This is a genomic window from Phreatobacter sp., from assembly GCF_052440005.1.
Lineage (GTDB): Bacteria > Pseudomonadota > Alphaproteobacteria > Rhizobiales > Phreatobacteraceae > Phreatobacter.
Genome location: NZ_JBQVQL010000002.1, coordinates 62,553 through 81,776, shown reverse-complemented (window position 1 = coordinate 81,776; position 19,224 = coordinate 62,553). Strand labels below are relative to the sequence as shown.

The following is a 19,224-nucleotide window of genomic DNA, read 5'->3' as shown; positions in this document are numbered from 1 at the left end:
AGGTGGCCGCCTCGGCGCCGTGCAAGGCTCGGCTCAATAGGCCTTGACCGGATGGATGAAGGGCCAGGGGGACGCCTCCGATCCGCGCTGCAGCCTGACCTCGATCAGCGCCGGGGCGCCCCTGGCCAGCGCCGCGGCGAGGACCGGCCTCAGCGCCGCCGGGCTGTCGACGCTGGCCGTGTCGATGCCGAAGGCCCTGGCCAGTGCCGGAAAGTCCGGATTGACCAGGTCTGCGCCGATCAGCCGGTTGCCGTAGCGGGTTTCCTGGTCACGCCTGACATTGCCGTAGGCCTCGTTGTTGAAGACCACGGTGACCAGGCCGATGCCGTATTGCACGGCGGTGGCCAGCTCCTGCACGCCGAACATGAAGCCGCCGTCGCCGGTGATCGAGACGACCGGCTTGTCCGGGTGGGCGACCTTGACGCCCAGCGCCGTCTGGAAGCCATAGCCGAGCGTGCCCTGGAAGCCGGTCGAGACGTAGGTACGGGGGCGGTGCACGGGGTAGCCGAAATAGCTGGCGAAGCCGGCCTGGCAGAGCTCCTCCACCAGAAGGCCCTCGGCGGGCAGCACGGCACGGATGACGTCGAGATAGTCCATCTCGGGCTGGACGACGCGGATGGCGGCGGCAGCCCCGGCGCGGGCTTCCTCGATTGCGGCGCGGTTGTCGACGGGCCGGTGTCCGGCGAGTGCCTCCAGCAGCGCCGTCACGCCCTCGGCGCTGTCGGCGACGAGGCCGGCATCGGCCTCGAGGCGGGTCATCTCCCCGGGATCGATGTCGATGCGCACCAGCTTGCGGCCGCCGTCGAGGCGGGTCGTCAGTTGCATCATGTTGGCCCAGCGCATGGTGGGCATTTCGAGCCGCGTGCCGATGGCGACGACGAGGTCGCACCGCTCCCAGAGGCGGAAGGCGGCGTAGGAGGACAGGCCCCAAGGGCCCGCCTCATCGACGACGCCGCGGCCTCCGCGGAAGGCCGCCACCGGCGCGCCGATGCGCTCGGCGAGGAGGGCGATGGCCGCCGCGGCGTCCTGGGCGCCGGAACCGGTCATGATCACCGGGCAGCGGGCGGCACGGATGAGGTTGGCTGCGTGGGAGACCGCCAGAGCATCGGGCTTCGGCGGCGCATCCAGCACCGCCGCCACGGCTTCCGGCACGTCCTCGGCGCCTGCCATGACGTCCCAGGCCATTTCCAGCGCCACCGGGCCCGGCCGGCCGGACTGCGCCTGGCGGAAGGCTTCGGCGACGAGGGCCGGCGCATCCGCGGGCCGCTCGATGCGCTCCGCCCATTTCACCAGCGAGCGCAGCGTCCCGAGCTGGTCGGCGATCTCGTGCAGATGGCCGCGCCGCCGGCCGATGAAGGCGGATGGGATCTGCCCGGTGAGGCAGACCATCGGCGTGTTGCAGCCCCAGCCGGTGGCGATGGCGGCGGTGGTGTTGAGGAGACCCGGCCCGGGTACGACGGAATAGACGCCGGGGCGGCCGGTGGAGCGGCCATAGCCGAAGGCCATGTAGCCGCAGGCCTGCTCGTGCCTGGCACCCACCGTACGGATCCGGTCGGCGCTCTGGGCCAGCGCGTCGAAGAGCGGATACATCTGCGCCCCGGGCAGGCCGAAGACCGTGTCGACGCCGTTGGCGAGGAGGCCTGCGACGATGGCCTCGCCGCCGGTCAGGGAGCGCGTCACGTCAGGGCATCCCGCATTGAGACGAGGATCACGGCCATTTCACCACCGGCGGCAGGGACGACAGGATGCTCTCGACATTGCCGCCCGTCTTCAGGCCGAAGACGGTACCGCGGTCGTGCAGCAGGTTGAACTCGACGTAGCGGCCGCGGCGGACGAGCTGCTCCTCGCGGTCCGCCTCCGTCCAGGGCGTCGCGAAATTGCGGCGGACGAGGTCGGGATAGATCTCGGCGAAAGCGCGGCCGACGTCCTGGGTGAAGGCGAAGTCGGCGTCGCGGTCGCCGCTGTCGAGGTAGTCGAAGAAGATGCCGCCGATGCCGCGGGGCTCCTTGCGGTGCGGCAGGTAGAAATAGTCCTCGCACCAGGCCTTGTAGCGCTCGTAGTCGGCGACCTCGTGGCCCTCGCAGGCGCCCTGCATGGCGGCGTGGAAGGCCAGCGTGTCCGGGTCGGACTGGGTGCGGCGGCGGTCGAGGACGGGCGTCAGGTCGGCGCCGCCGCCGAACCACATGCGGCTGGTGGCGACGAGGCGGGTGTTCATGTGCACGGCCGGCACGTTCGGGTTCACCGGATGGGCGATGAGCGAGATGCCGGTGGCGAAGAAGCGCGGGTCCTCGGTGGCACCGGGAATCTGGCCGCGGAACTCGGGCGCGAACTCGCCGTAGACCGTCGAGCAGTGGACGCCGACCTTCTCGAAGACCCGGCCCGCCATCATGCTCATGACACCGCCGCCGCCGTCGGCGCCGGTGTGGTCGGTCCGCACCCAGGGCTTGCGCCGGAACCGGCCGGCGGGGGCAGACGAGCCGGGCAGTTCGTCCTCCAGCGCCTCGAAGCGGGCGCAGATGTCGTCGCGCAGCGCCTCGAACCAGCCGCGGGCCTTCACCTTGCGGTCAGAGAGGTCCTGCGGAAGGGGCGAGGGGTCGGGGCGCGGCGCGTTCTGTGTCTTCATGTCCATCCGATCTAGCTTTCTTGGGGCATGCCCGGCAACCGGTCAGAAGGCGACACAGGCGCGGCGCGTCACGACGCCCACCGATTCCTGCCGGAACTGGCGGCGGTAGGCGGCCGCGACCTCGGCGAGGCGCGGCAGGTCGCGCGTTTCGTCGCCGAGGACGATGGTGACCACCTTGCCCGGTTCACGCACGATCCGCCCGTCGGCATGGCGATACTGGCCGCGGCTGTCGGTGATGGTGAGGCCGGCGGGAAAGCGCGGGGTGATCTCGCGGTCGACGAAGCGGGCGAAGGCGCGCTCGCCGACACCCACGACATCGCCGATGTTGCGGCCGAACAGGAGCTCGGCGACCAGCCGCTCGCGGCCGCCCGGCGGGCAGGACGGGGCCGACGTCGTGACACAGCCGGCGACCGCCAGCCCGGCGCCGGCGAGGACGATCGCTCTGCCCGCTCGCTGCATCCTCGTCAAAGCCGCGCCGTTTCGTACCAGAACCGGTTGATGCTGTCGGCGAGGTCGCGGTAGCCGTCGGAGGAGCGGGGTTTCACGACATAGGCGTTGGCGTGCGCCCGGTAGCTGCGCCTGATGTCGTCCTCGCTCTCGGAGGAGGAGAAAATCAGGGTGGGAACGCCGCGCATGACCTCGTCGCGGCGGATGCGACCGAGCACGTCGTGGCCGTCCATGCCCGGCATGTTGAGATCGAGAAGGACGAGGTCGGGATTGAAGCGCGGGATCTCGGCGAGGGCCGCCTCGCCGCTGTCGGCGTGCCTGATCTCCAGCTCCTCCGCCGTGCCGGCGAAGGCGTTGCGGAGAAAGAACACCTCGTTCGGATCGTCATCGACGATCAGCAGCTTCCGTCCGGAATGGCGCATCGTCTCCTCCTGCCGACCGGTCCTTCTTGTCGCGCTGCCGGGGCACCGTGAACTGGAAGCGTGCCCCTTTCGGCCAGTCCTTGTCGAGCCAGATTTCGCCCCCGTGGCTCTCGACGATGCGGCGGCACAGCGCGAGGCCGAGGCCGAGGCCTGGATAGCGGCTCTCGTCCTTGTGCAGGCGGCGGAACATCTCGAAGATCCGGTCGGCGTAGAGCGGGTCGATGCCGATGCCGTTGTCCTCGATGCTGACCTCCCAGAAACGGCCGGCGGGGCGGGCGCGGATCTTCACGACCAGCGGCTCCTCGCCCCGATACTTCAGCGCGTTGCCGATCAGGTTCTGGAACAGGCGGACGAGCAGGTCGCTGTCGCCGTCGATCCGCGGCAGGTTGAACACCTTGATGGTGGCCGCGGCCTCGGCGATGTCCGCGTCGAGCAGGGCCATGGCCTCCCGCACCACGGCGGCGAGGTCGACATCCTCGCGCTTCACCTGCGCATAGGCGACCTGGGTATAGGCGATGAGGCTGCGGATGAGGCGCTGCATGCGCTCGACGCTCGCCATGATCCTGGCCGCATAGCCGGCGGCTTCGGGATCGCCGTCGCCGACCTTGAGCGTGAGCATGTCGGAGAACATGTTGATGTGCCGCAGCGGCGCCTGCAGGTCATGGGAGACGATCGCCGAGAACTGCCGCAGCGCCTCGTTGGTCTGGCGCAGCTTGGTCTCCTGCTCCTGCCGCTCGGTGTCGTCGCGCACCACGACGATGATGCAGGGCTCGTCGGCGCCGACCCCGCCGATGCGGCTGTAGGCCGCCTGGATCCAGACCCAGTGGCCCTCCTTGTGGCGCAGCCTGTGGATGCTGAAGCCGAGTTCGCGGCCCTCGCCGATCGCGCGGTTGACCGCCTCGACCCGCCGCCAGTCGTCGGGATGGACGACGTCTGCGGGCCGCACACCGAGCATCTCCTCGGCGCTGTAGCCGAGCAGCCGCTGCGCGGAGGGCGAGGCGTAGAAGATGCGCCCCTCGACGTTGCGCAGCAGGATCATGTCGCGGACGTTCTCGGCGAGGAGGCGGTAGCGTTCCTCGCTGGCACGCAGGGCGAGGCCTCGTTCCTCGACGCGCTGCTCGAGATCGCGATTGGCCCGGGCCAGGGCCGAGGCCTGCAGATGCAGCTTGACGGAGGCGCGGCCGAAGGCCTCGCCGACCCGGTTGACCTCGGCGACGCCCGTGCGCGGCACCACGGTGAGCTGGCCGCGCTCCATGGCGGCGGCCGCATCGGTCATGGCGGTACTGGCGAGAGCGAGCCGGCGGACGATGAGGCTGGCCAGGAGCGTCGCCATGCCGATCAGGCCGGCGGCGACAGCGAGAATCCAGATAAGCGAACTCCACAGCGACCGGTTGAGAGCCGCCACTTCCACGCCCAGCGCCAGAATCCAGCCGGAAACCGGGGATCGGCTGTAGAAGGCCGAGACCTCGACGCCCTCGACATTGACGCCACGCCAGACGCCACTGTTGCCTGTGAGGGATTTGAAGGCCGCCGAGGGGCGGCCGATCATTTCCGCGTGACGGGACGAGCGGGCGATGACGAGACCGGTGCGGTCGATCAGGGACGAGTAGTAGGGCACCGCGACCTGGAAATCGGTCATGATCCGGACGAAGACGTCGGGGCTGAACGTGGTCGAGACGACGAAGACCACCACATCGTTGCGAACCACCGGCAGGAAGATCGCCACTGCGTAGGTGCCGGTGCCACGGCTGACGAAGAGGTCGGAAAAGACCGGAGCGCGAAGGGAGACGGCATCGCCGATGGGATCGATCACCGGCCATTGTGGCAGGGGGCTGCCCGCCGGCGTCGCGGTGTCGACCAGCACCTGTCCGTCGACGCGGCGGAGGCGGATGTCGATGCCGAGGCTGGTGAACTCCCGGGCCTGTGCATCGAACCGGGCGAAGTCGCCCGCGTCGATCGCCGGCGAGGTGGCGAGCGCGCGCAGCACGGCGAGGCGTGAGGACAGCACCCGGTCGATCTCGGCCGCCACCGTCTCCGCCCTCTGGAGGGCGCCCGCCTCGAGCTGACGGTTCTCGGCCTCGGCGAAGCGCCAGGTGAGGAAGGCTGCGAGCAGGAGGAGCGGCACGGTCAGGGCCGCCGCAAAGGCGGCGAGGTAGATCGCGAGGGAGCGTTCCTTCACCGCGCCGTCCAACGTCGCCCCCGCCCGCCCGATTCGACAGGCCGCAGCATATCACCGCCCGCAGGCGGTTGCCGCCCGGTCAGGTGGGGCCGGTTTCGCCGCCGCCGCAGAAGATGTCGTAGACGACGCCGATGACGCGGCGGACGTCGTCGTTGGCGAGGCTGTAGTAGACGGTCTTGCCGTCACGACGCGTGGAGACGAAGCCCTCGAGGCGCAGCCGCGCGAGCTGCTGGGACACTGTCGGCTGCCTGAGGGCGAGGATGGCCTCGAGCTCGCCGACGGAGCGCTCCTTCTCGGACAGGAGGCAGAGCAGCAGAAGACGGCTCTCATGGGCCAGCGCCTTCAGGAACCGGCTGGCGTCACGCGCCTTCTCGGACATGCCGACGGTCGCGGCGGACAGGTCGGCCAATCCCGGCCCATCAATCGGTTGCGCCTTCGCCGGTGCCGCCGCCATACGTCCTCCTGCACGCCGTCGCCCACGCCGGCACCTGCACGCGGGCCGATCCCGCGGAAGTCGTGCGTCCTATACCAACTTACCGCCCCGACGTCATATCCGGGCGACGCCCCTCGCGAAGCGCCCCCTGAAATGGGGAAGCGCTGACCCAGATCAAGGCTCGGTCGCCCGGCGACGTCCATAGGCCGACTGCGACGTGGCTCACCCGGGCCCGCCGATCCATGCCACAGCCGGGCAAAGGTCGCTCTTCCATGCGGATTCCATTGATCATCGCCGCCCTGACGGCCATCGCAACCTCTCCGGCCGCTGCCCAGGCGGCCGGTGACGCCGCCGCCGGCGAGCGGGTCTTCGGCCAGTGCCGTGCCTGCCATCAGGTGGGCGAAACCGCCCGCAATCTCGTCGGCCCCCAGCTCAACGGCCTGTTCGGCCGGCGCGCAGGCTCGGTGCCCGGATACAACTACTCGCCGGCCTACAAGGCCCCCGCTGTGGCGGAGAAGACCTGGTCGCCGGAAAATTTCGCGACCTACATCCGCGATCCGCGCACCGTCACGCCCGGCACGCGCATGGTGTTTGCGGGGCTGCGCGACGAGGGGCAGATCGCCAACCTCGTCGCCTATCTCCAGCAGTTCGGAGCCGACGGGAAGAAAGCGCCCTGAAGGACGGGCGCTGGCACGTCGGACGTCAGCGCAGCGGCGGCGCGTAGAGGACGCCGCCCATGGACCAGAGCTGGTTCATGCCGCGGGGAATGGCCAGCCGCGAGCCGGCGCCAACGTTGCGCTCGTAGATCTCGGCGTAGTTGCCGACGGCGCGGACGGCGCGGATCGCGAAGGCGTTGTCGAGCCCGAGCTTCTGGCCGAGGTCCCCCTCGGCCCCGACGAAGCGCCGCACGTTCGGCTTGGCCGAGCGCAGGGCCTCCTCGGCGGTGGCGGTGGAGATGCCGAGCTCCTCGGCATTGACGAGGCCGTGCGCGACCCACTTGACGATGTTGAACCAGGCGACGTCGTCGGCGCGCACCACCGGGCCGAGCGGCTCCTTGGAGATGACGTCGGGCAGGATGACCGCCTCACCGGGCCTGGCGAGCTTCAGCCGCTCGGCGAACAGGGCCGACTGGTCGGTGGTCAGCACGTCGCAGCGCCCGGCCTCGAGCGCCGCCAGGGCCTCGGCCGAGGTCGGCAGCGTGTGCAGCGTCAGGCGCATGGAATTGGCGCGGAAGAAGTCGGCGACGTTGAGGGCGCTGGTGGTCCCCTCCTGGACACAGACCGGCACCCCGTCGAGCTCGAGCGCCGAGACGATGGCGGGCCGGCGCAGCACCATGAAACCCTGGCCGTCGTGGAAGGTGATGCCGGCGAAGAGCAGCTTGAGTCCGGCCTCCCGCTCCAGCGTCCAGGTGGAATTGCGCGAGAGGACGTCGATGCGGCCCGCGGCGAGGGCGTCGAAACGCTCGGTGGCGGAGAGCGGCACATAGGTGACCTTCGCGGGATCCCCCAGCACGGCGGCCGCGACCGCCTTGCAGAAGTCGACGTCGAACCCCGCCCAGGCGCCGTCCGCGCCGCGGTCGGAGAAGCCGGCAAGGCCCTGGCTGACGCCGCAGGCGAGGCTGCCCCGCTGCTTCACCGTGTCGAGCGTGGCGGCGGCCGCGGGAAGGGCCGCGGCGGCGAGCAGCGTCGCCCCCGCCATCCAGCGGCGGAGCAGGCGGCCGAGCGACATCGCGATCAGGGTGGTCATGCGGTCCCTCCCGGGAGCGGCGCCGGCGGATGGCGGCGGTCAGAGCGCGGCGGCATGGCGGATCACGACCTTCGAACCAACGGGCACGCGGGAATAGAGGTCGATGACGTCGCCGTTGGCGAGGCGGAAGCAGCCGGAGGAGACGGCATGGCCGATCGTCTCCGGCTGGTTGGTGCCGTGAATGCGGTAGACCGTCGATCCGAGGTAGAGCGCCCGGGCCCCCATGGGATTGCCCGGCCCGCCCGCCATGAAGCGCGGCAGATAGGGCTGGCGCTGGATCATCTCGGGCGGCGGCGTCCAGTCCGGCCACTCCGCCTTGCGCGAGATGCGCACGAGGCCCGACCAGGTGAAGCCCTCGCGCCCGACGCCGATCCCGTAGCGCAGCGCCCGGTTGTTGCCCAGCACGACGTAGAGGAAGCGCTCGGAGGTGTGGACGACGACGGTGCCGGCCGGCTCGTGGGTGCGGAAGAAGACGAGCTGGCGGGCGAAGGGTCCCTCGCGGATCACGACCTCCTCGGTGGACACCCGGCCGGGCTCGTCGCCGATGGACAGGGTTTCGCGCATCGCGGCCGGGGAGGCCGCCTGGCCGCTGGCGGCGGCGGGCATGAGGGCGACGAGGGCGGCGAGGAGGACGGCCGTTCGGGAGTAGCGCGCGATCATGGCGGGGTGTTCCGGGCTGGGCGCATGGGGTCAGCGGGCGGCGGTCGCGCCGCCGCCCGGGCAGCGCACGTAGACGAAGGTGCCGTAGCGCGCATGGACGTCGGGCGCGACGAAGCGCATCACGATGAGGTTCTCGGCGAGCGACAAGATCTGCCGGTCCTGGGGATGGCCGGGCGGAGCGTCGAAGCCGAGATAGACCTTGCCGTCGGCGCTGCCCTTCAGCGTCAGTTCGTAGAGCTTGGCGTCGTCGGCGACATGCATCATCACGCCGTCGGTCGGGCCCTTGGTGATGACGTAGGGAAGGCGGCAATGCTGCCGCGCCATGGTTTCGGTGCGCGGCCTGTCGCGGTCCTCGCGGAAGCTGGCGACGCCCCAGGAGCCGACCAGCGCGCTGACCGGGTAGGCCGCCGCGACGCGCGCAGGCTGGGGCGGCGCCTGTGTCACCGGCCCCGTCGGCGCGGAGGCGCAGCCTGCCAGGAGAAGGGCGGCTCCGGCCATCAGGACGGGCGCGACAGGGAGAGGCACGCGAGCAAAGGACAGCACCACTTTCCACTCCTGCTCGAACCCGACGGAAGCAGTGAAGAATGTTCTTTTACCGTTGGCAATGGCTGCCGGGCCCGGCCCGGAAAAAATCAGCCGCGGAGACCGGGCTCATCGCGGCAGCGGCGTGAACAGCACGCGGCGCTACACGCGGAGGGTGACGCACAGCTTAACGATGCTCGCGACTTTACCCGCAACGTCAGGTCTTTGGGGGCAAAAGCCGCGCCGAACAGCACATTTCCGCTCGCATCTCTCTGCGTAATCTGACATCGTTCGGCTGCCCATGCGGGCAGGTGCTCGCGCACCTCAGGCGCGACCGTCGTGCCGGCCCTGACGGAGGTCCGTCCGTCCAGGTAGTTGGAGTTCAATATGTCCCATTTGCGTAGCGGCCGCCTGGCCGCCACCCTCGCCGTGACGATGCTCGCGTCCGGTGCCTTCCTGAGCCTGCCCTCGACCTCCGCCCGGGCCGCCTCCCTCATCGACGTGGCGCCCATCTCCTCCACCGACGGCACCGTGTCGCCGGTCGAGATGCAGCGCCGTGGCGGCGGCTTCCGTGGTGGCGGCGGCGGGTTCCGCGGTCCGGTCCGTGGTGGCGGCCGTCCGGGCTTCCGCGGCGGACGTGGCGGCGGCAACGTGGGTGCTGCCATCGGCCTCGGCGCGGCGGCCCTGATCATCGGCGGCGCCGCTGCCGCTGCGGCGTCGCAGCGCGAGAGCGCCCGCGAGTGCTGGATCGAGCGCCGCTGGGTCGAAGGGCCGTATGGTCCGGAGCGTCGCCGCATTCGCGTCTGCGAGTAATATCCGGAACGACATCAAGGGCCGGCGGCGTCCGCAGGGACGTTGGCCGGCCCTTTGCCTTTTTTAGCGTGACGTGGCGGTGAATTGTTGCGCGCCGCGCATTTCGACGTAAGTTGCTCGCGTCGTTTGCGTCGCATCCCAGCAGATTCCTGCCACTCCCCCTGACTTCCGCCGGAGACTGACATGCGGCCGTTGACCCGCCTCATGATCATCGATGACGAGCTTCACGATATCGGCTTCATGCTGCAGTTCTTCGAGGAGCGCCTTCCCGATTGCGCCTTCGAGACCTTCGGCTCCGCCGAGGAAGCGCTGGCGCGGCTGCATTTCACCGAAGCGCGGGGCGACAATCCTCCCCTGCCCGACGACCCCGACATCATCATCCTCGACCTCAAGCTCGGGGCGATGGACGGCTTCGATTTCCTGAAGACCCTGCGGGGCGACGAGCATACCCGCCACATCCCCGTCGTCGTCATCTCGGGCACGGCTTCCCCCAAGGCGGTGGACCGGGCCTACGAGTTCGGCGCCAACGCCATGTTCAGCAAACCGGTCTCCCTCGACGGCTACCGGGCGATGATCGGCTCCATCGTCGACTACTGGCAGCGCACCGCCGGCCACGCCGCCGCGTGAGGCTTGTCAGCCGTCCCGGCTTCCGGGCAGAGGCGAGGACTCAAGACATCTTCCGGAGTGCATCATGATTCGTGCCACCTTCCTCGCCCTCCCCCTCGTCGTTCTGGCGGCCGGGGCACAGGCCCGCGACGCCGGCTGTCGCATCGAGCAGGCCGGCCGCGTGGTCTTCGACCGGACGTGTGACTTCGCTCCCGACGGGCGCGACGGCTCCTTCACGCTGTCGCCCCGCGGTGGTGGCCAGGGGGCGCTGTTCGGGCCGATCCTGATGGTGTCCGTCTCGGTGATCGAGCCTGGGTTGGCAGAGGTGCGTGGCCTGACGCGCGACGGGATCAATTCGCGCTGGGGCACGGCCCGCCGCTCGCAGCGGGACGGCGCCTGCTGGCAGGGCGACGATTTCCGCATCTGCGCCCGCTGAAGGCTGTTCAGTCCGCCGCGGTCGGCGCGCTGTCCTCGACCACCATGCCGAGTTCGCCTGCGACCGCCCGCATGATTTCCATCTGCTGGCCGGTCACCTCGCCCTTGAGCGCGGCGTCGAGGGTGATGTCCACCGCGTAAAGCGGCAGGTTGCCCTCGATCAGCGCCAGGACACGGTCCGACGCCGGATCGCCGGCGCGGGAAACCATGACCCGCTGGTGGGTTTCAACGGTGCAGACCCGTACGGCGGCCTGTCGATCGGCGCGTGCGTCGGGGGTGAGCGCGACGAGGGAGAGGAGCCCCGCAGCCGCGCCCAGACAAAGGTGTCTGATCATCGGTGTCGTTCCCAGCCTGACGGCTCCGCGATACTGACGCTGCGGGAGCCCGGAAGATGGCTGAAGAACGTGGAGACGGGCCGGAAGGTTCCGCCGGTTCCACATCTTGCCGCGTACGCGATCGCGTGTGGACGCGACCGTCCTGACCGGAGGCTCCACAGGACCGGTTGCACGATTCCGCCTTGCCGGCTTTTTGGGGCGGGCCAGGTCCGACCCGCGGGATCCAATGCCAGCCGCATCTCTGGACGTGCAGTCATCCGCTGGCGAGGTGGCGTATCGCCAGATCCGCGCCGACGTCCTGTTCGGCCGCCTGAAGCCCGGCCAACGCCCTCGGCGTCGCCCTCACCTTCTGCCAGCCTTACCACGAGGGTGTGCTGGTCGACGGGATCCAGGAGGCGCGCGAGACGGCCGATGCGCTGATCATCAACCCCGCCGCCTCTTCCTTCCGTTCGGTGGCTCTCGTCGATGCCGTGAAGGCGCTCGGCATGCCGTCATCGAGCTGCACGTCTCGAATGTCCACGCCAGCGACGAACTGCACCGCCACACGATCACCTCGAGGCCGCCACGGCGGTCATCTAGGGCCCGGTCCCCTGCGGCTATGTCGCGGCGCTGGAGGCCGCGGTGCACATGGCGCAGCGCGGGTGACGCGGCATCTCGCGACGGACGCGCGGCGCTGTGGCTGGGTCGCTAGGATTCGAACCTAGATAGCGGGTACCAAAAACCCGAGTCCTACCATTAGACGACGACCCAATGCCGTACCGCCCCCGCCGCCGCACGGGTCGGGGGCGAAGCAGGCGGGCGGACCATAGCGATGTGATCCGCCGCGTTCAACGGGGCCGGTGGCAGTCTCGCCGCCCTGCCGAACGGCCAAGACGCCGGCAGTGGACGGAGCGCGCCCTCCTGCACTAGGTTTCCGCGCGAATGAGGCCGGCGTTCGGGCCGGCCCGCCCATTGCCCGGAGGAAACCATGCTCGGTCTGATGCAGGACTGGCCGCTGCTGATCCCGAAGATCATCGACCACGCCGGGCTCTATCACGGCGGTCGCAAGGTGATCTCGCGGTCGATCGAGGGCCCCATCGTCGAGACGACCTATTCCGACATCCGGCGCAACGCGCTGCGCGTCGCCAAGCGGCTGGAGAAGGACGGGATCAAGCTCGGTGACCGGATCGGCACGGTCGCCTGGAACACCTGGCGGCACCTCGAGGTCTGGTACGGCATCACCGGCATCGGGGCGATCTACCACACGCTGAACCCGCGCCTCTTCCCCGAACAGATCGCCTGGATCGCCAACCATGCGGAAGACCGCATGATGCTGGTGGACCTGACCTTCGTGCCGCTGATGGAAAAGCTCGCCGACAAGCTGCCTTCGGTGGAGCGCTTCGTGGTGCTCACCGACGGCGCGCACATGCCGCAGACGAGCCTGAAGAACGCGGTCGCCTATGAGGACTGGCTGAACGAGGTCGACGACGACTTCGCCTGGAAGAGCTTCGACGAGAACACCGCCGCCGGCATGTGCTACACGTCCGGCACGACGGGCAACCCCAAGGGCGTCGTCTATTCGCATCGCTCCAACATCATCCACTCGCTGATGTGCAACGCGCCCGACATGCTCGGGCTGTCGTCGCGCGACGTGATGCTGCCAGTGGTGCCGATGTTCCACGCCAACGGCTGGTCCCTCGCCTTCACCGCGCCGATGGCCGGCACCTCGCTGGTCATGCCCGGGGCCAAGATGGACGGCGCCTCGATCGCCGAGCTCCTCACCACCTACAAGGTGACCCATTCCGCCGCGGTGCCGACGGTGTGGCTGATGCTGCTGCAGGAGCTGGAAAAGACCGGGCAGATGCTGCCCGACCTGACGAAGGTGATCATCGGCGGCTCGGCCTGCCCGCGCGCCGTGACCGAGAAGTTCCGTGACGTCTATGGCGCCGAGGTGATGCATGCCTGGGGCATGACGGAGATGAGCCCGATCGGCACGCTGTGCTCGCTGAAGCCCGAATATGCCGATCTCACGGGCGATGCCTGGCTCGACATCAAGGAGACGACGGGCCACCCGCCCTTCGGCGTCGAGATGAAGATCGTCGACGACGCGCGCACGGAACTGGCACGTGACGGCAAGGCCTTCGGCCGCCTGATGGTGCGCGGCCCGGCGGTCGCCGGCTCCTACTTCAAGGGCGAGGGCGGCGAGATCCTCGACGCCGACGGTTTCTTCGACACCGGCGACGTCGCCTCGATCGACCCCTATGGCTACATGCGCATCGTCGACCGCTCCAAGGACGTCATCAAGTCCGGCGGCGAGTGGATCTCCTCCATCGACCTGGAGAACCTCGCGGTCGGCCATCCCGACGTCGCCGAGGCCGCGGTCATCGGCGTCGTCCATCCGAAGTGGGACGAGCGGCCGCTGCTCATCGTGGTGCCGAAGGCGGGCCGGACGCCGACGCGCGAGGGCCTGCTCTCCTACATGGAGGGCAAGATCGCCAAGTGGTGGATGCCTGACGACGTGGTGGTGGTGCAGGAGATTCCGCACACGGCCACGGGCAAGATCCAGAAGACCACCCTGCGCGAGCAGTTCAAGGCCTACCGTTTCCCGGCCTGACCTCCGCGCAACCGGGAACCGGTTGCGGCGACGTGGCGCCGCAACGCGGGCGGCGCTACCATGCCGCGACGCCCGCCGCCGGAGACCGCGATGACCGATGCCGCCCCGCCCGGACCCTGGGGACCGCGTTCCGCCGCCGCGGCCATGGCCGCCGCCGAACAGGCTCAGCTGCAGAGCCGCCCGGTCGCCTCGGTGCCGCGCGTGGGAGCGGCGGCCGGGACGACGCCGGTCGCCTTCACCGGCCTCGCCGGGGAGCTCTTCGGCCTGCTGGTGAAAGGCTACCTGCTGCAGGTGGTCACCCTCGGCATCTACCGGTTCTGGTTCATCACCGACGTGCGCCGCTACTACTGGTCGCACAGTTTCGTCGGGCGGGAGGGCATCGCCTATACCGGCCGCGGCATGGAGCTCCTCAAGGGCTTCCTCATAGCCCTCGCCATCCTGGTGCCGATCCAGGCCGCCTCGTTCTTCGTGCTGCTGGGCCTGCCGCAGGCGGAGTTCGTCGTCTCGGCGGTGGTCTTCGTGCTCTACCTGCTGCTCGGCCAGTTCGCCGTCTATGCCGGCCGGCGCTACCGGCTGACGCGCACCTCGTTCCGGGGCCTCAGGCTGCGCATGACGGGATCGGCCTGGTCCTACGCCTTCAAGGCCTTCGGGCTGTGGCTCGTCGTCATCGTGACGCTCGGCCTCGCCTATCCCTGGGCGGCGACGATCATGGAGCGGCTGAAGATGCGCCAGACCTGGTACGGCGACGCCCAGGGTGACTTCGTCGGCACGGCTGGCGACCTGATGAAACGCGGCATCCTCATCTGGCTCCTCGCCTTCGGCCTGCCGGTGCTGATGATCGGATCGGTCCTGATGTCCATCCCGCCGCGGGTCTGGACCGAACTGTTCGCCGCCGTCGGCGACGGGATGGTCAGCCGGCAGTCCGCCACGGGCCTCGCCGTCGCGGCTCTGACGGGGGCCGGCATCGTCTCGATCATCATCCCGATCCTGCTCTTTCCCGCCTTCTCCGCCGTGGTCTATCGCTGGCGCATGAACGGCACACGGATCGGCGGCGCCGCGCTCGCCTCCTCCTTCACCATCGGCTCGTCCTACCGGGTCTACATCCTCGGCTCGGTCGCCATGCTCGGCATCGTCCTGCTCATGGCGGTCGTCGGCGCCGTCGTCTTCGGCGGCATCGCGGCGGCGATCTTCGTCGGCGGCAATCCCAGTCTCGATTCTCCCGTCACGGGGATCACCGGTGTCGCGGTCCTGGCGCTCGCCTACCTGTTCTTCATCGGCTCGCTGTGGATCGCCAAGCAGCTGCTGATCGACCTCAGGCTCCAGCGGGCGCGGCTCGCCTCCCTGAGCGTCCTCAACCTCGCGGCGCTCGACTCCGTGCGCGCCAACAATGTCGACGCCTCCGCCCTCGGCGACAGCCTGGGCGATGCGGTCGATTTCGGGTTCGGTGCCTGATGCCCAGCGTCCGCGCCACCTTTTACGACGGGATCGTCAGCCGCCGGCGGGACGTCGAGGTCTCGCTGCATCCGCAGGGACTCGCGATTTTCTCCGTCGAGGGCATGCTGCTCACCACCTGGCCCTATCCGGAGATCCGCCGCATCGAGGGCGCGCGTGGCCCGGGCCTCGCCGTCACGCGGATGGAGCCCGGCTCAACCGCCGAGCCGCGGCTGGAGATCGCGGATGCGGGCGTCGCGGCCGATCTCGCGGCGCGCGCGCCACTGACCCTCACCGGCGCCGCCGGCACGCGCAAGGAGCGGCGCTCGGTCGTGATCTGGGCGGTGGCCGCCGTCGTCTCGCTGCTCGCCCTCGCCTACTGGGGACTGCCTGCGATCGCCGGCCGCATCGCCCCGCTCGTCCCGGCAGGGGTGGAGGCCCGTCTCGGCGCCGCCATGGACCCGCAGATCCGCGCCGAGTTCGGCGGTCCGGCGGGCATGAAGACCTGCACCGCCCCGGCGGGCGTCGCCGCCCTCGCCGAACTCGTCGCGCGCTACGAGAAGCACGCCGACCTGCACCTGCCGCTGAGGGTGGTGGTGGTGGACAATCCGATGGTCAACGCCTTCGCCCTGCCAGGCGGCTACATCTACATCATGCGCGGGCTTATCCAGAAGGCGCGTGGCCCGGACGAGGTGGCGGGCGTGCTCGGGCACGAGATCGGCCACGTGAAGTTCCGCCACGGCCTGCAATCGGCGATCCAGAGCGGCGGCCTCGGTTTCCTGCTCGGCACCGTGTTCGGCGATTTCGCCGGCGGCACGGCGATCCTCCTCGCGTCCCGCGCGCTGCTCTCCAGTGCCTTCTCGCGCGATTCCGAGCGCCAGGCCGACGCTTTCGGCGTCGACCTGATGCTGAAGGGCGGCGGCAATCCGGAGGGCCTCGCTGGCTTCTTCGGCACGGCCGGCGGCGGCCCGCCGGGCGCCCTGAACTGGCTGACGAGCCATCCGGCCAGCGCCGAGCGCGAGGCCGCCATCAGGCGTCTGGCGCAAAACCGCCCGGTGCTGTCGCCGGCCCTGACGCCCGAGCAGTGGCAGGCGCTGCGCGCCATCTGCCAGACGACCGGCTGAGGCGGGCCGACATCCATGCGACGTGCCCCCCTCGTGGAACCGACCTCGCGCCTTGCCGTGTGGAGCCTGCGGCTGGCGCTCGCCGGCCTCGCCGTCATGCTTGTCGCCCTGGTGGCGGCGCGCTCCGACAGGCTCGACGGCCTCCAGGCCGTGGTGGCGCTCGCCATCGGCGTCGGCATTTCCGGCCTCGGCCTGCTGGCGGCCATGGTCGCGGGCGCGATCATCTGGGTCACGGGCTATCGCGGCGCCCGCCAGGCCGCCGCGGCGGCGCTTCTCGGGCTCGCGGCGACGGCCTATCCCGTCACGCTCCTGGCGATCGGCTCGCGGCTGCCGGCCATGGCGGACATCACCACCGATTTCGCCGACCCGCCGCGCTTCGCCATTGCGGCGATGGCGCGGCCGGAGACGGCCAATCCCGTCGCCTATGCGCCGCAACTCGCACCGATCCAGCGCCGCCTCTATCCCGAAATCCGCCCGATCGAGGTCGACCTGCCGGCCGAGAGCATCAACACCATCGTCTCGGACCTCGTCGAGGAGCGTCGCTGGACGGTGCTCGACCAGGTCGACTACCGCGGCCCGGAGCGGGAGGGCCGCGTCGAGATGGTGACACGGTCGCTGCTGCTCGGATTTCGCGACGACATCGTCATCCGCATTCGCTCCGTGAATGGCAGGTCCCGCATCGACATGCGCTCGGCGTCGCGCTACGGACGCCAGGATTTCGGCGTCAACGCCAGGCGGGTGATCGCCGCACTGGACGAGATGCGGACGGCGGCGCGGCGGGCCCAGCGCGAGCGATAGGTGACTGAGATGAGCATCAAGGCGGCAACCGTTCCCCTCCACGAGGACGAGGTGATCGAGGGGATCCGCCGCTGGGTGACCATCGAGAGCCCGACCTACGACGTCAGCGGGGTCGAGGCGGTGCTGGATGCGGTCGAGGAGGACTTCGCCGGCTTGCCGGTCACCATCGACCGGCGCGAGGGCACGGACGGCTATGGCGGCATCCTCAAGGTCTCGACCGCCGAGCCCTCCAACGAGAAGCCGATTCTCGTCCTGACCCACATGGACACGGTCCACCCCAAGGGGACGCTGACGGGGCGCCTGCCCTTCCGCCGCGACGGCGACAGGCTCTACGGGCCGGGCCTCTACGACATGAAGGGCGGCGCCTATCTCGCGGTCGCCGGATACAGGGCGCTGGTGCGCGCCGGCGTTCCCACCGCGCGGCCGGTGACCTTCCTCTTCACCCCCGACGAGGAGGTGGGCAGCCCCACCTCGCGCGCCATGATCGAGGAGGAGGCGGCGAGGTCAGCCTATGTGCTGGTGACCGAGCCCGCCCGCGACGGCGGCCGCATCGTGACCGCGCGCAAAGGCGTCGGGCGCTTCACCATCGCGACCCACGGCCGCCCCGCCCATGCCGGCGCCCGCCACATGGACGGCCGCAGCGCCATCCGCGAGATGGCGCATCAGATCCTGGCGATCGAGGGAATGACCGACTATGCGCGCGGCATCACCACCACGGTCGGCCTGATCAAGGGCGGCACCGCCGCCAACGTCACGCCGGAGACCTGCACGGCGGAGATCGACCTGCGCGTACCCGATCCGCAGGTGGGCGCGGAGATGGTCGCGCGCATCCGCGGCCTGAAGAGCGTCGATCCCGACGTGACGCTCGCCATCGAGGGGGGCATCAACAGGCCCGCCTATCCGAAGACCGCGATGATCGTGGACATGCTGGAGAGCGCGCAGAGGGTCGCCCATGCGGTCGGCTTCGACCTCGCAGACTGCCCGATGACGGGCGGGGGCTCGGACGGCAACTTCACGGCGGCGCTGGGCGTGCCGACCCTCGACGGTCTCGGCATCGACGGGGCCGGCGCCCATACGCTGGAGGAACACGGCCTCGTGTCGTCCATCGTGCCGCGCGCCCGGCTCCTCGCCGGTCTGATGGAAACCCTGAGGTAAGAAGGCCTGCGCTAAAGCTTGCACCCGAAGCCCTCAGGGAGCAGGCGTCGCATGGCCGAAATGTGTGGCAATTGCCGGAATTTCTTCGAGCCCCGCACGGGCGGCGTCTGCCGGGCGCACCCCCCGACTGCGCGAGACGACGGAACGGCGCGCTGGCCGTCCGTGTCCCGCAGCGACTGGTGCGGCGAGTATCGCGTCGCTCCGCCCCCGGTGAACCCGGGCATCAGGCGGCTGGTCTCTGCGTGATGCGTTTCTGCGCGATGGGTCAGGGGACGGTCGAGGACCACAGAGTCAGGTAGGCGCCGAGCAGGAATACGGCTGCCCCGAGGCTCGCGATCAGAACCCAGAGAACGGGCTTTCCCAAGGCACCGCTGCGCGCGGTATCGGAGTTGAGGACCTGCGAACCGGGCTTGTCCTCGCGGGGCGGCGGCTTCTGCCGGCGATCCGGCTCGACCAGCTTGGTATCGTCGTCGCCCATTGTGCTCTCCTCGTGACCTGGAGAAGCAACGCGGGTTGCAGCCGACGGGTTCCCCCTCGGCACGGGACGAGCAGCCCCTCAGGTGCTCGCTTCGCCACCATCACGCGCCAGCACGGGCTTGCTCGCCCGCATGCGGAACGTCTCCGCCTCCGCTTCCATGTAGGCCGCGTTGACGCCGAAGGTTCGGACCACCAGTTCCTTGACGCCGCGCACGAGGACGAGCTTGGTCTCCGGCTCCAACTCGCCCTCGTCGATCAGTTGCGCCGCGCGCCCGAGGCAGGCCGTCGCCTCGGCGAAGGCCCGCACCACCAGCGCACGGCTGACCACCTCCTGTGGCGGCCTCGCGTTGCGATCAAAGAGAGGCACGACAGTGGCAGTCGGGGGGAAGCTGCTGGCCATGTGGAAACCTCACGGTGGCTGATTG

The 19,224-nt window shown here is 69.9% G+C and carries 21 protein-coding genes, 1 tRNA gene and 1 pseudogene; 10 read left to right on the top strand and 13 right to left on the bottom strand.

From position 1 onward, the window contains the following. Positions 1-33: 33 nt before the first annotated feature. The 6 genes from ACT6XY_RS01105 to ACT6XY_RS01080 form a co-directional block, all read right to left on the bottom strand. Entirely contained in the window at positions 34-1,680 is a 1,647-nt protein-coding gene (locus ACT6XY_RS01105) for a thiamine pyrophosphate-dependent enzyme (RefSeq protein WP_444746496.1), read from the bottom strand. Between the two features lie 28 nt (positions 1,681-1,708). Further along, entirely contained in the window at positions 1,709-2,623 is a 915-nt protein-coding gene (hemF, locus tag ACT6XY_RS01100) for an oxygen-dependent coproporphyrinogen oxidase (RefSeq protein WP_444746495.1), read from the bottom strand. Between the two features lie 42 nt (positions 2,624-2,665). After that, positions 2,666-3,082, bottom strand: coding sequence for a DUF3574 domain-containing protein (locus ACT6XY_RS01095; RefSeq protein ID WP_444746494.1), 417 nt, complete (start codon positions 3,080-3,082; stop codon positions 2,666-2,668). A gap of 5 nt (positions 3,083-3,087) precedes the next feature. After that, positions 3,088-3,492 (bottom strand): response regulator, encoded by a 405-nt coding sequence (locus ACT6XY_RS01090; RefSeq protein WP_444746493.1) that lies wholly within the window; start codon positions 3,490-3,492, stop codon positions 3,088-3,090. Then, on the bottom strand, positions 3,455-5,671 hold the full coding sequence (locus ACT6XY_RS01085) for a sensor histidine kinase (protein ID WP_444746492.1): 2,217 nt from the start codon (positions 5,669-5,671) through the stop codon (positions 3,455-3,457). Before ACT6XY_RS01085 ends, ACT6XY_RS01090 begins: the two co-directional genes overlap by 38 nt. 79 nt (positions 5,672-5,750) lie before the next feature. Next, entirely contained in the window at positions 5,751-6,050 is a 300-nt protein-coding gene (locus tag ACT6XY_RS01080; protein WP_444746535.1) for an ArsR/SmtB family transcription factor, read from the bottom strand. 326 nt (positions 6,051-6,376) lie between these two features. Here ACT6XY_RS01080 and ACT6XY_RS01075 point away from each other — a divergent pair, with 326 nt between their 5' ends. Beyond that, the gene (locus tag ACT6XY_RS01075; RefSeq protein ID WP_444746491.1) at positions 6,377-6,781 is read left to right on the top strand and encodes a c-type cytochrome; all 405 of its coding nucleotides are present in this window, start codon (positions 6,377-6,379) and stop codon (positions 6,779-6,781) included. A gap of 25 nt (positions 6,782-6,806) precedes the next feature. On the opposite strand, the gene ACT6XY_RS01070 is transcribed toward ACT6XY_RS01075, so the two are convergent. Genes ACT6XY_RS01070 through ACT6XY_RS01060 form a run of 3 tightly spaced genes read right to left on the bottom strand, consistent with a single transcriptional unit; the run spans position 6,807 to position 9,053 of the window. Next, positions 6,807-7,832, bottom strand: a complete 1,026-nt coding sequence (locus ACT6XY_RS01070; protein WP_444746534.1) for an amino acid ABC transporter substrate-binding protein — start codon at positions 7,830-7,832, stop codon at positions 6,807-6,809. A 57-nt stretch (positions 7,833-7,889) separates the two neighbouring features. After that, on the bottom strand, positions 7,890-8,510 hold the full coding sequence (locus tag ACT6XY_RS01065; RefSeq protein ID WP_444746490.1) for a L,D-transpeptidase: 621 nt from the start codon (positions 8,508-8,510) through the stop codon (positions 7,890-7,892). 30 nt (positions 8,511-8,540) lie between these two features. Further along, entirely contained in the window at positions 8,541-9,053 is a 513-nt protein-coding gene (locus tag ACT6XY_RS01060) for a hypothetical protein (protein WP_444746489.1), read from the bottom strand. Between the two features lie 366 nt (positions 9,054-9,419). On the opposite strand from ACT6XY_RS01060, the gene ACT6XY_RS01055 reads away from it, so the two are divergent. The 3 genes from ACT6XY_RS01055 (at position 9,420) to ACT6XY_RS01045 (ending at position 10,887) form a co-directional block, all read left to right on the top strand. After that, the gene (locus ACT6XY_RS01055) at positions 9,420-9,845 is read left to right on the top strand and encodes a hypothetical protein (protein WP_444746488.1); all 426 of its coding nucleotides are present in this window, start codon (positions 9,420-9,422) and stop codon (positions 9,843-9,845) included. 183 nt (positions 9,846-10,028) lie between these two features. Next, on the top strand, positions 10,029-10,472 hold the full coding sequence (locus tag ACT6XY_RS01050; RefSeq protein ID WP_444746487.1) for a response regulator: 444 nt from the start codon (positions 10,029-10,031) through the stop codon (positions 10,470-10,472). A gap of 64 nt (positions 10,473-10,536) precedes the next feature. Next, positions 10,537-10,887, top strand: coding sequence for a hypothetical protein (locus ACT6XY_RS01045; protein ID WP_444746486.1), 351 nt, complete (start codon positions 10,537-10,539; stop codon positions 10,885-10,887). 7 nt (positions 10,888-10,894) lie between these two features. Here the strand turns inward: ACT6XY_RS01045 and ACT6XY_RS01040 are convergent, their stop codons facing one another. Then, the gene (locus ACT6XY_RS01040) at positions 10,895-11,221 is read right to left on the bottom strand and encodes a hypothetical protein (RefSeq protein WP_444746485.1); all 327 of its coding nucleotides are present in this window, start codon (positions 11,219-11,221) and stop codon (positions 10,895-10,897) included. A gap of 332 nt (positions 11,222-11,553) precedes the next feature. On the opposite strand from ACT6XY_RS01040, the pseudogene ACT6XY_RS01035 reads away from it, so the two are divergent. Next, positions 11,554-11,925 (top strand): annotated as a pseudogene (locus ACT6XY_RS01035) (type II 3-dehydroquinate dehydratase); the annotation flags it as partial. Here ACT6XY_RS01035 and ACT6XY_RS01030 read toward each other — a convergent pair. Further along, positions 11,898-11,971, bottom strand: a tRNA-Gln gene (locus tag ACT6XY_RS01030). The pseudogene ACT6XY_RS01035 and the gene ACT6XY_RS01030 overlap by 28 nt on opposite strands. A gap of 217 nt (positions 11,972-12,188) precedes the next feature. Here ACT6XY_RS01030 and ACT6XY_RS01025 point away from each other — a divergent pair. From ACT6XY_RS01025 to ACT6XY_RS01005, 5 genes are all read left to right on the top strand, one after another. Continuing rightward, the gene (locus tag ACT6XY_RS01025) at positions 12,189-13,814 is read left to right on the top strand and encodes a long-chain-fatty-acid--CoA ligase (RefSeq protein WP_444746484.1); all 1,626 of its coding nucleotides are present in this window, start codon (positions 12,189-12,191) and stop codon (positions 13,812-13,814) included. 90 nt (positions 13,815-13,904) lie between these two features. Next, positions 13,905-15,266 (top strand): DUF898 family protein, encoded by a 1,362-nt coding sequence (locus tag ACT6XY_RS01020; protein WP_444746483.1) that lies wholly within the window; start codon positions 13,905-13,907, stop codon positions 15,264-15,266. After that, positions 15,266-16,369, top strand: coding sequence for a M48 family metallopeptidase (locus ACT6XY_RS01015; protein WP_444746482.1), 1,104 nt, complete (start codon positions 15,266-15,268; stop codon positions 16,367-16,369). The genes ACT6XY_RS01020 and ACT6XY_RS01015 overlap by 1 nt, the downstream gene beginning before the upstream one ends. Positions 16,370-16,384: 15 nt before the next feature. After that, a complete protein-coding gene (locus ACT6XY_RS01010) occupies positions 16,385-17,167 on the top strand; it encodes a DUF1499 domain-containing protein (RefSeq protein ID WP_444746481.1) in 783 nt (260 codons plus the stop codon). Positions 17,168-17,176: 9 nt separating this feature from the next. Next, positions 17,177-18,322, top strand: coding sequence for a M20 family metallopeptidase (locus tag ACT6XY_RS01005; RefSeq protein ID WP_444746533.1), 1,146 nt, complete (start codon positions 17,177-17,179; stop codon positions 18,320-18,322). Between the two features lie 265 nt (positions 18,323-18,587). Here ACT6XY_RS01005 and ACT6XY_RS01000 read toward each other — a convergent pair whose 3' ends face one another. Next, on the bottom strand, positions 18,588-18,800 hold the full coding sequence (locus tag ACT6XY_RS01000; protein WP_444746480.1) for a hypothetical protein: 213 nt from the start codon (positions 18,798-18,800) through the stop codon (positions 18,588-18,590). Between the two features lie 78 nt (positions 18,801-18,878). Beyond that, positions 18,879-19,199 (bottom strand): hypothetical protein, encoded by a 321-nt coding sequence (locus ACT6XY_RS00995; RefSeq protein ID WP_444746479.1) that lies wholly within the window; start codon positions 19,197-19,199, stop codon positions 18,879-18,881. Between the last annotated feature and the right edge of the window lie 25 nt (positions 19,200-19,224).